The 9,653-nt window shown below is 70.6% G+C and carries 9 protein-coding genes; 2 read left to right on the top strand and 7 right to left on the bottom strand.

Translation table 11 applies throughout. The annotated features are described in order from the left end of the window. Positions 1-86: 86 nt before the first annotated feature. From ACRX5W_RS17245 to ACRX5W_RS17220, 6 genes are all read right to left on the bottom strand, one after another. Positions 87-1,436 (bottom strand): hypothetical protein, encoded by a 1,350-nt coding sequence (locus tag ACRX5W_RS17245; protein ID WP_436789047.1) that lies wholly within the window; start codon positions 1,434-1,436, stop codon positions 87-89. 565 nt (positions 1,437-2,001) lie between these two features. Next, entirely contained in the window at positions 2,002-2,877 is an 876-nt protein-coding gene (locus ACRX5W_RS17240) for an SGNH/GDSL hydrolase family protein (protein ID WP_436789046.1), read from the bottom strand. Positions 2,878-3,408: 531 nt separating this feature from the next. Next, positions 3,409-4,230: an SDR family NAD(P)-dependent oxidoreductase gene (locus tag ACRX5W_RS17235; RefSeq protein WP_436789045.1), complete on the bottom strand. Its 822-nt coding sequence runs from the start codon at positions 4,228-4,230 to the stop codon at positions 3,409-3,411. Then, on the bottom strand, positions 4,227-5,162 hold the full coding sequence (locus ACRX5W_RS17230) for an alpha/beta hydrolase (RefSeq protein WP_436789044.1): 936 nt from the start codon (positions 5,160-5,162) through the stop codon (positions 4,227-4,229). The genes ACRX5W_RS17235 and ACRX5W_RS17230 overlap by 4 nt, the downstream gene beginning before the upstream one ends. After that, positions 5,159-5,965, bottom strand: coding sequence for an SDR family NAD(P)-dependent oxidoreductase (locus ACRX5W_RS17225; RefSeq protein ID WP_436789043.1), 807 nt, complete (start codon positions 5,963-5,965; stop codon positions 5,159-5,161). Before ACRX5W_RS17225 ends, ACRX5W_RS17230 begins: the two co-directional genes overlap by 4 nt. 63 nt (positions 5,966-6,028) lie before the next feature. Next, positions 6,029-6,832 carry an SDR family NAD(P)-dependent oxidoreductase gene (locus ACRX5W_RS17220; RefSeq protein ID WP_436789042.1) on the bottom strand — a complete coding sequence of 268 codons (804 nt, stop codon included), beginning with the start codon at positions 6,830-6,832 and terminating at the stop codon, positions 6,029-6,031. Positions 6,833-6,926: 94 nt separating this feature from the next. On the opposite strand from ACRX5W_RS17220, the gene ACRX5W_RS17215 reads away from it, so the two are divergent. After that, positions 6,927-7,796, top strand: a complete 870-nt coding sequence (locus ACRX5W_RS17215; RefSeq protein WP_436789041.1) for an IclR family transcriptional regulator — start codon at positions 6,927-6,929, stop codon at positions 7,794-7,796. Positions 7,797-7,949: 153 nt separating this feature from the next. Here ACRX5W_RS17215 and ACRX5W_RS17210 read toward each other — a convergent pair whose 3' ends face one another. Further along, entirely contained in the window at positions 7,950-9,104 is a 1,155-nt protein-coding gene (locus tag ACRX5W_RS17210) for an LLM class flavin-dependent oxidoreductase (RefSeq protein ID WP_436789040.1), read from the bottom strand. Positions 9,105-9,319: 215 nt separating this feature from the next. On the opposite strand from ACRX5W_RS17210, the gene ACRX5W_RS17205 reads away from it, so the two are divergent. Continuing rightward, positions 9,320-9,589, top strand: coding sequence for a hypothetical protein (locus ACRX5W_RS17205; RefSeq protein ID WP_436789039.1), 270 nt, complete (start codon positions 9,320-9,322; stop codon positions 9,587-9,589). Positions 9,590-9,653 lie beyond the last annotated feature (64 nt).

Below are 9,653 nucleotides of genomic sequence, written 5' to 3'. Positions count from 1 at the left end.
GCCGGGCCCGGCGCGACGAGACCAGGCAAACGTTCGTTGCCACCGCACCAGGCGAGGCGGGCGAAGGCTGCGTCTCCTGCAACGCGTCAGACAGAAGCCCCCGCGCCGTCGCCGTCCGACGCCTGTGCCCATCGCGGGGGAGCGGTCAGGGCGGCGCGTACTGCCGCGGGGGTCGGGCGGCCCACCGACTCCGGGACGTCCTCGACCGGCACCCCGAACACCTGCGCCCACGCACGCCGCCACGCCAGCCGCCGCGCGGCCCGGGCCGCCGCCCGCCGCTCGGCCGACCGCGCCCGGCGTGCCAACTCCGCGCGCGCCGCCGCCGCGTCGCCGAGCCACGCCGGACGCGTCCGCAGCACCTCCTCGACGTGTTCGGTCGACCACCGACCGCTGCGCGGACGCAGGCCCGCGACCAACTCGATGTCCAGACCGAAGAGTTCCGCGACGGCTTCATCCGACAACCGGGACACCGCGCGCGCCGCGTCCCGCATGACCGCGTCGGCCCGCGCACGCTCCAGCTCCCACACCCGCTCCTGCTCGCGGTCCCACAGCGCCGCGACGCGCGCCAACTCCTGGTCGCCGCGCAGCAGCAGCAGCCACTCCGGCGGCACCGCGGCGAGTTCGTCGAGTTTGGAACGCGCGATGTAGCCGTGCAGCGCCGGCGTGTGCTCCGCGACGCGCAGTGCCGGGACGCCGAGGCGCGCGGCGACTTCGTTGGGACGGGCGAGCAGGGGCAGCGCGCGCAACGCGGGCCCGGTCGCCTCGGCGGCGAGGCGTTCGAGCTCCTCGGCCGCCAGGCGGGCGTGGGTGACGACTTCGGCCAGCGCGACGGCGCGCGGATCGTCGCGGAAACGGCGCAGCCGTGGCGCGATGCGGCCGTGCGCGCCGCCGAGCGCGACCGCCCACAGGACGGTCTCGACCGGGTCGCCGACTTCGTCGGTACGCCGGGTCTCGAGCAATTGGCGTGCGTGTTTGGCTCGTTCGCGATTGTGGGCGCGGGTCAGGGCCGCCTTCGCGGCGGCCTGCGACCTTGCGACCAAGGCCGCCGCCGCCCGCAGTTCGATGTCGGCGACGACATGCGGGAGCAGCGCGTCGACGTCGGCGGTGCGGTAGTAGCAGACCTCGATGTCCCGCCCGTTGCGGCGCAGCCACTGGCGTTCCACCACCGGCAGTTCGGCGGTGCGCGCGACGCGCGTGAATCGCTCGCGGCTGACGTGCAGCCGCGCGGCGGCCTGCCGCGCACTGAGCGGTTCCTCGCGGTGCAGCGCGTCCATGAACCGCCGCTGGTCCGCGGCGGCGCGTGCGACGCAGTCCGCGTCGAACGTGCCGTCCTCGTGCTGGTCCAGCAGTCCCGCGCGCGCGGCGAGGCGAACCTGCCGGGGGACAAGCCCCAACGCCTGTCCGACCCGGGCAACACCCATTCCTCGTCGGGTCACGGCCGGCCCCTTCCCTCGGGTGACACCGATCGGGCTGACGATAGAACGGTGAGAGGGTCACGGGTAGGCGAAGGCGGGAAATCCGCCCGAAAGTGCCAGCCATCCACCCCGATCCCGGGATGTCCGAGATGCCCGGGCGGAGATATCTCGCAGGACCCGCACCGATTAACGCTCTTCGTGCGACGAGTGGATCGCTTGTTCGGCGGTCACAACGCCCGGCGCGTGCGTGAGGTGTGTGCGGGTGGTGGATTGCATGAGGCTGATGGGACAGAAGTTGTGTGACGAGCTGTTGTTCTGAGCGGCTGGCGAACGACGGTGGTGCGTGGTTCGCGGACGGGGCGCCGGCCGCCCACGACCGCTTGCACGAAGCCGGGATGCGCGGGTCGGTCGGACCAGGCGGGCAACAGGGCCGAGTGAGGGTTGGGGTGTGGAAGGATCCGCAACTGACATTGCCACAAGGCGCGTTACTGCTTCGGTCGGCCCCGGGCGGGTTCCGGAACGGCTCTCGCGCCCGCCGCTGCGGACGGCGGGCGCGAGAGCGTCACGGGGCGCCCGGCGGAGCGGGTTACGCCGCGGCGGAGGCGACGATGTCCGCCACGGCCGAGTGACCGGTCGCATTCGGGTGGAAGAAGGGCGAGCTCAGTCCTTCGACCCAGCGTGTGCCCGCCGCCTTGCACGCGTCGTGGCCGATGCTGGGTGTGTAGATGTCCACATAAGTGGCGCCGTTGGCCTGGGCCTGCTGGGCGATCATGGTGTTGAGTGCCTTGTGCACGCTGCGCAGGTACGGCGCGTCGCCGAAGGCGATCGGGATCATCGGCCAGCAGCCGGAGCCGGTGTCGGGCAGGATCGGCGGGTAGCCGAGAACCAAGATCCGTGCCTGCGGGGCGCGTTCGCGGATCGCCTGCACGGTCGCCGCGATCTTGGGGGCGGTGGCCTGGATGCGCTGGAGCAGTTGGTCGGTGCCGCCGGCCGTGTACTTGTCCTTGCACGGCGAGCCGAACGGCCACAGGCCGGAGCCCAGGCACTCCTGGAGGATTTCGGCGAAGCCGATGTCGTTGCCGCCGATCTGGAGCGTCACCAGGTCGGTGTCCGCCGTCAGGACGCCGAGCTGGGGCGGATTGGTGCCCTGCGGCTGGGTCATCTCGACCGTGGTGGCACCGCCGCAGGTGATGTCGTCGAGTGCGGGGATGCCGAGTTCCTCGGCGACGAGCGTGGCGTAGTTGTGGTCCGATCGCCAGCAGTCGCCCGGGTCCTTGTCGTTCGGGAGCTCGATGCCCGCGGCGTACGAGTCGCCGAGAGCGGCGTACCGGTCGATTTCGACGGCGGCGGTTGCCGGGCCCGAGCCGACCGTCAGGGGGATCACCACGGCAGCCAACGCCGCGACGACGGAGGACAGCGTCCGTCGGCGCTTGCGATGGGTGCCTGTTGCGGATTGACTCACCGAATTTCCCTTCGAGGCAGGAGTACGCGTGCTGGGTCGCACGCGCGTCGAGCACGTGGAACGGGAGGTGCGGTGGTGCTGCGCAAGGGACGCCCGAGGCAGAACGCAGGGGCGGATCGTGTGTGATCGGAAATCACCTGACAACCCGCACAGTTGGTCCCTTGAAGGGGCGAAATCCCCGTGCAAGACAAGGGTTATAGCGAACGCAACCCGCCGGTAACAAGCTTTCGTTCCGCTACCTGGCAACAAAAGGCAACCACTTGCCGCGGGGGTGGCGGCGGTGCGGCAATGGCGCGCGAGAGCTTGCGGGAGAGCCCTGCGCGTGGACGCGAACTCGTCGGTGATAAAAGACTTTTGGCTGCCGAGCGTGCCGTGCCGGCGGCATGGGGATCGGCGCGAGGCGCTCCGGGCGCAGGCGCGTCGCACGGCAATCGGCCGAGAGCCGTGGGGCCCTCGGCCGATTGGTCGGTCGGGTATGCGACGCGGGTGTGTCGGCTCAGCGGCACACCGGGCAGCCGCGGCGGGTGGACCTCAGCCGGACGTCGGCGAAATCGTGCCGTAGTCCTCGCGCCACGGGCCGGCCAGGTGGCCGCCGTCGACGACGAAGGCCGACCCGGTGCAGTACGAACTTTCGTCCGACGCAAGGAAGGTGACCATCGCGGCGATCTCTTCGGGACGGCCCATCCTTGGGATCGGCTGCCGCGCCACGAGGCGTTCGAGGTGATCGAGAACGGGTGACTGCATCACCAGGTCCGACGAAATCACCCCAGGGTGAACGGAGTTCACGCGGATCCCCAGCGCCCCGAGTTCGAGGGCGGCGGACCGCGTCATGCCGGTCACCGCGTGCTTCGAGGCGACGTAGCTGGTCAGGTTCCGGATGCCCACGAGCCCGTCGATGGAGGAGATGTTGACGATGGACCCGCCCCCACCGGCCGACATCGCCTCGGTGACCGCCCGCATACCGAGGAACACCCCGTGCAGGTTCACGTCGATCACCCGGTGGTGCCGGTCGAGGGGCATCTTGTGCAACGGCCCGCCCGCCCCGACCCCGGCGTTGTTGACCAGGATGTCGAGTCGGCCGAATCGGTCGGTCGCGGCCGCGACCGCTCGTGTCCACGACCCGGGGTCCGTCACGTCGAGGTGCAGTGCGATCGCGACCGGGGCGTGCGGACCGACCGAGTCCGTTTCGGACTCGGTCCCGACTTCCGCTTCGGTCTCGGGCGCCACGGCGATGTCGGCCGCGACCACCAACGCGCCTTCGTCGACGAACCGGGCCGCGGTGGCCGCCCCGATGCCGCGCGCCGCGCCCGTGACGAGCGCGACCTTGCCCGCCAGCCGTCCTGCGTCGGTCACGTCGTCCGTCCCTCGTGTGTCGCCTCGGTCGTGCCGCCGTGTGCGGCGACGAACCGGCCGATCATGTCCAGCGCCGCCGCCGATTCGGCGAGATCGGGGAAGATCCCGGGCCACGCGTGCGGTACGCCGCGCTCGATGTGCGTCGTGTTCGACACGCCCGCCTCCGTCAGACAGGCCGCCATGGCGACGGTGTCGTCGAGCAGCACCTCGTCCGTGCTCGCCAGCAGGAGTGTCGGGGGAAACTCCGTGAGGTCGCCGAACAGCGGTGACACCAGGGGGTCTTCGGCAGGGTGCCCTTGCAGGTACTGCTGTGCGGCCTGACTCGCGGCGTCGTACGAGAACAGCCGGTCGGTCGCGGCGCGGGAGTGGTAGCTGTCGGCGGTGCACCGCAGGTCGAGCCACGCCGAGATGAGCACCAGCCCCCGGGGCAGGGCGAGTCCGGCGCCGGTGCAGGCGACGGTGAGCGCCGCGGCCAGGCCGCCGCCCGCGGAGTCGCCGAGGACGATCGGGGGGTGCCCGGACTCGGCGAGGACTTGTTCGTAGACCCGTACGGCATCGTGCAGTGCGGCGGGAAAGGGGTTTTCGGGTGAGAGCCGGTAGTCGACGACCACCACACGCGCGCCCGTGGTGTCGGCCAGCCGCGCTCCGAAGGCCGCGAACTGGGCGGCCGACCCCAATCGGTAGCCGCCGCCGTGGAAGTACACGAGTACGCCGCGCGGCTGCGGCGGTGCGCAGACCACGCACGGCACGTCGCCGTACCGGACTTCCGTGACCGTGATGCCGGGCAGGTCGACCGGTTTGCGGGCGGCTCCGGCGCCTGCGCGGCGCGCGGTGAGGTCCGCCGGCGTCGGCACGGTCGAGTGCCGCAGCGGCGGCAGCGTCCCGAGGGCCGGCGAGGCGGCGTTGCCCGGTGCCATGGTCTCGGTGCTCACGTCAGCCCCGCGTACGGGTCCATGATCGACACACCGCCGTCGACGACGATCGTCTGACCGGTCATGAACGCCGACAGCTCACTGCTCAGGAACAGCGCCGCCGACGCGATGTTGAACGGAAGGCCGTTGCGTCCCAGCGGCGAAAGCGGGGCGGACTTCTCCTTCGACGGCTTCGGCGCGCCGGCCGCCATCAGGCGGGGCGTGATGATCGAGCCGGGCGCGACAGCGTTCACCCGGATGTTGTGCGGGCCGAGTTCGTGTCCGAGTGTCTTGACCCACGAGATGAGACCCGCCTTCGCGGCACCGTACGCACCGTGGCGCCGCGACGCCGTGATGCCGTTCACCGAGGCGATGAAGACCATCGTCCCCGGCGTGCCGGTGTCGACCATGTGCCGGCCGATGTTGCGGCTCACCAGGTAGGCGTGGCGGAGGCAGATGTCGAACTGCCGGTCCCACATGTCCTCGTCGATGTCGAGGGCGTCGACCCATTCGGCCAGGCCGATGATGTCGACGAAACCGTGCAACGGCCCGCCGAGCACGGCCGTGGCCTCGTCGACCAGACGAGCCGCGTCGGCGGACTTCGTGACGTCGCCGACCCACGGCACGCCGCCCACCTCCTCGGCGATCTCGTGCGCGAGTTTGTCGTCGATGTCGACGCACACCACGCGTGCCCCGGACTGCGCGAGCGCATGGCTGGTCTGGCGGCCCATGCCCTGTCCCGCGCCGAGGACGACGAGATTGCGGCCGGTGAGATCGAGGAGGTCACGGTAGACGGGGATCGGGGTTTGGTCGGTGGATGTCATGGATGACGGCCTTTCGTCGGCGAAGTCCCTTGCGGCGGCTTTTTGTGCGAGGCGTCGCGGCGGTCACACCATGGCCACGCCCCCGTTGGCCCGCAGGATCTGCCCGGTGACGAAGCGCGATGCGTCGGCGGCGAGGTAGAGCATCGCCCAGGCGATGTCGGCCGGTTCGCCGATCCGTTTCAGCGGTGCGTGCTCCGCACGGTCGGTGAACATCTGCTCCCGCCGGGCCTCGTCGACGGTGCCGTCCGGGTTCGTCCAGTAGTGCGCGGTCATGCCGGTGGGCACCCAGCCCGGCGAGACGGTGTTCGCCCGCACCCCGTGCGGCGCGACCTCGGCGGCCAGCGTGCGGGTCAGCATCGCCACCGCCGACTTGCTCAGCGCGTAGCACGAGATGCCGGGCGTCGCCGAGTCCATCCCGGCGGACGCGACGTTGATGATCGAGCCGCTGCCCTGCGCCGTCATCGCGCGTGCGGCCGCGGCGCAACCCCAGTACGTGCCCTTGACGTTGACGGAGAGGATCAGGTCGAGTTCCTCTTCGGACGTGTCCACGATGGCGCCGTACCGGATCACCCCGGCGACGTTCGCCCAGACGTCGATCCGCCCGTGCGTGTCGAGCGCGGCCTGCGCGAGGCGGTCGACCGCCGCCCGGTCGGAGACGTCGGTGGGGACCACCGTCGCGGTGCGCCCCGTCTTGCGGACCAGCGCCGCGGTCTCCTCAAGACCGGCTTCGCCGACATCGGCCACGACGACGTCGGCACCCGCCTGGGCGAAGGTGATTGCGGCCTGCCGGCCGATGCCGCTCGCCGCGCCCGTGACGACGGCGGTGCGTCCGACAAGTTCGAATGCGTTCTCAAGCTCGCGGTGCATCATGCTCCTTGCGAAATTTCCTTCGCGGTTACGAAAAATGACGTGGTGTGGGATAGGGTGCCGACCGGCTCGACCGCGATCCCTGGGGGACCTCATGGCACGACCGGCACCCGCCGCCGCGAAGGCGCTGAAGATCATCGAACTCCTCGTGGCCCACCGCGGCGAGCAGTTCACGATCTCCGACATCGCCCGGCGCACCGGGAGCAGCCTCGGGTCCGCCCACGCGGTGCTCGCCGTCCTTGAGGAGGCCGGCTACCTCACCCGGCACCCCGCGCGGAAGACGTACGGCCTCGGCCCGGCGCTGGTCAGCGCGGGCATGGCCGCGCTGGAGCAGCACCCGGCGATCCGCGTCGCCGCCGAGCAGATCACCGGGCTCGCCGCCGAGCTCCACGCGGACGTGGTGGTCACCGCCGCGACCCCCGTCGACATCGTCTTCGTCGCCGTCGGGGAGACGGCCTCGCGCTACGGCCGAGGCTTCCAGGAAGGCGAGCGCGTGCCGCTCGACCCGCCACTCGGCCTCGTCTTCATGGCCTGGGCGCATCCCGGCGAGGTCGAGGCGTGGCTGGAACGCTCGCCGCTCGCGCTCGACCGCGAACAGGTCCAGCGCTCGTTGGCGAGCGTGCGCGAGCGCGGATACGCGTTGGGCCTGGCCTCGGGTATCAAGCGCTTCTCCGACGCCGCGCGGTCCTTTGCCGAGGGCGCCGGAGCGGAGGACCGCAACGCGCTCGCCGGCTCCGTCTCGCTGCACGACTACGACCTGCCCGTCATCGAACCCGATCGGACGTACGACCTCGGCATGGCGTCGGCGCCGGTGTTCGACGCCGACCGGCGCGCGCTCGTCGCCATCACCGCCTCCGGCTTCTCACCCGGACTGACCGGGAAGGACGTCACCGCCATCGCCGAGCGGGTCAAGGCCTGCGCCACGGTCGTCACCAAGCAGACCCGGGGCCGCTTCCCCGCCTGACGCCTCGGCGCCGGGTTCCTCGGCGGCCGGCCCGGCCGCCTCCCTCGCCGGCTCGCCGGGTGCCTGTGCCGAGGCGCTTTCCTTCCGGCGGTCGGCCTCCTCCTGCTGCTGTGCCGCGGCCTGGAGCCGCAGCAGCGAGATCAGGTCCACGGCTCACGCGTCCTTGAAGAGTGCCTGGTAGTCGACGCGGTGCCCGCGCTTCTCCAGCTCGGGGATGACCCGGGTGCCGAGGAGTTCGAGGCTGCGCATGACCTTCTCGTGCGGCAGCTTCCCGAACTGCGAGTAGCACAGGAGCTGGTCGACGCCCGCCTCCTCGTACCTCAGGATCTTCTCCAGGCACTCCTCGGGTGTCCCGATGATGATCATGTCCTGCTCGGTGTACTTGGCGATGTCGATGTCGCCTTGGATGGTCGGCTGGAGTAGCGGGAAGACCTTCTCCTTCTCCTCCTCCGGCAGGTGCGCGAGCTCCCATTCGAGCGTGAACTCTGCGAGGTTCTGGTACCACCACTTGACCGAGTCCCAGAGCCCGTAGCGCTCCGCGTCGTCGAGGTCGTCCGTGCAGTGCACGAGGGTGTACGCGCCGACGCGGTCGTTCTTGACCTTCGACAGCGGCTGCACGCAGTCGGCCTGGCCGCGGCGGTAGGTGTTGATCGCCTCCGCCATCTTCGAGACCGGCTGCATCAGCGCGAACGACAGCAGCCCGAGCCCGAGCTTCCCGGCGTTGTACGCCGACTGCTCGCTCGCGGCCGCCAGCCACGCCGGCGGGTGCGGGTCCTGGTAGGGCCGGGGGGTGATGAAGCGCTCGGGGAAGTCGATGGTGTCCGACTTCCACGACATCCGTTCGCTGGACCACGCCTCGATGACGAACTCGAAAGCCTCGCGCCACATGTCGCGCGAGCGGTCGTCGGCCGGGACGCCGAAGGCGAGTTGCTCGTTCGGCGTCGAGCGCCCCGAGCCCCACTCCACCCGGCCGCCGCTCAGCAGGTCGACCGTCGCGACCTTCTCGGCGACCCGGATCGGGTGCTGGAACCCGGACGGCAGCAGCACCACGCCGAACCCGAGCCGGATGTTCTCGGTGACCTGCGACAGTGCCCCGAGGATCGTCTCGTTGCACGGAGCCGCGGAGCGCCCTTCGCGGAAGTGGTGTTCGACGCACCAGGCGGTCTGGAACCCGAGCTTGTCGGCGAACTTGATCTCCTCGAAGGCCTCGGCGTACGTCTGCTGCTCCGCCCGCTTCTGACCGAGGGGGAACGGCTCGTCGTACGGGCCGATCTTGGGCTGGAACTCGTACAGCAGGTCAAGCTTCACGGCTGTCCTTTCGGCCGAAGACTCTCGCATGACTTTCGCAACTGCGAAGGATTCTTTCGTATGCAGTAAGAATGAAGCCCGATCCATGCAACTGTCAAGGGTCGTCGGAGAGATCCGTGAACCCGCGCGGCGGAAACCCGCGCCCGCGAGGCCGTGTCGCCGAGACGTTCCGCGGACAGCCGCGCGACGAGGTCCACTCGACAACGGAGGACGGCATGATCATCGAGAAACTGCACGACATGGGACTGCGCAGCGAGCACGCCTACACGGCGGCGGTCGCCTCGATCGGCCTCAGCTTCGCCTCGTGGCTGGCCAGCAACAAGGCGGAGAACATCGAAAGAGCCGACCGCTGGGGCATCTTCGTCGGCGAATGGGCGCCGACGTTCTTCGGCCTCGGCCTCGCCCTCGCGCAGTACGAGAAGCGGCAGGACGACTTCTCCGTGACGTACACCGCGAGCGGCCAACGCGACCGCGCGTCGGGCTGACCCCGGCGCAAGCGGATCCCGGCGCAGAAACGCCGACGCGGCCCGGAACACTGTGTGTTCCGGG

The sequence above is a fragment of the Yinghuangia sp. YIM S10712 genome, from assembly GCF_051388935.1.
In the GTDB taxonomy this organism is placed as follows: Bacteria; Actinomycetota; Actinomycetes; order Streptomycetales; family Streptomycetaceae; genus Yinghuangia.
The sequence above is the reverse complement of the archived record's forward strand: the minus strand, read 5'-3'. Positions and strand labels throughout refer to the sequence as shown.

Coding starts and splice junctions, on each gene's coding strand:
- ACRX5W_RS17205 (WP_436789039.1), top strand. CDS start 9,320: ATGATCATCGAGAAACTGCACGACATGGGACTGCGCAGCGAGCACGCC.
- ACRX5W_RS17220 (WP_436789042.1), bottom strand. CDS start 6,832: ATGCACCGCGAGCTTGAGAACGCATTCGAACTTGTCGGACGCACCGCC.
- ACRX5W_RS17215 (WP_436789041.1), top strand. CDS start 6,927: ATGGCACGACCGGCACCCGCCGCCGCGAAGGCGCTGAAGATCATCGAA.
- ACRX5W_RS17225 (WP_436789043.1), bottom strand. CDS start 5,965: ATGACATCCACCGACCAAACCCCGATCCCCGTCTACCGTGACCTCCTC.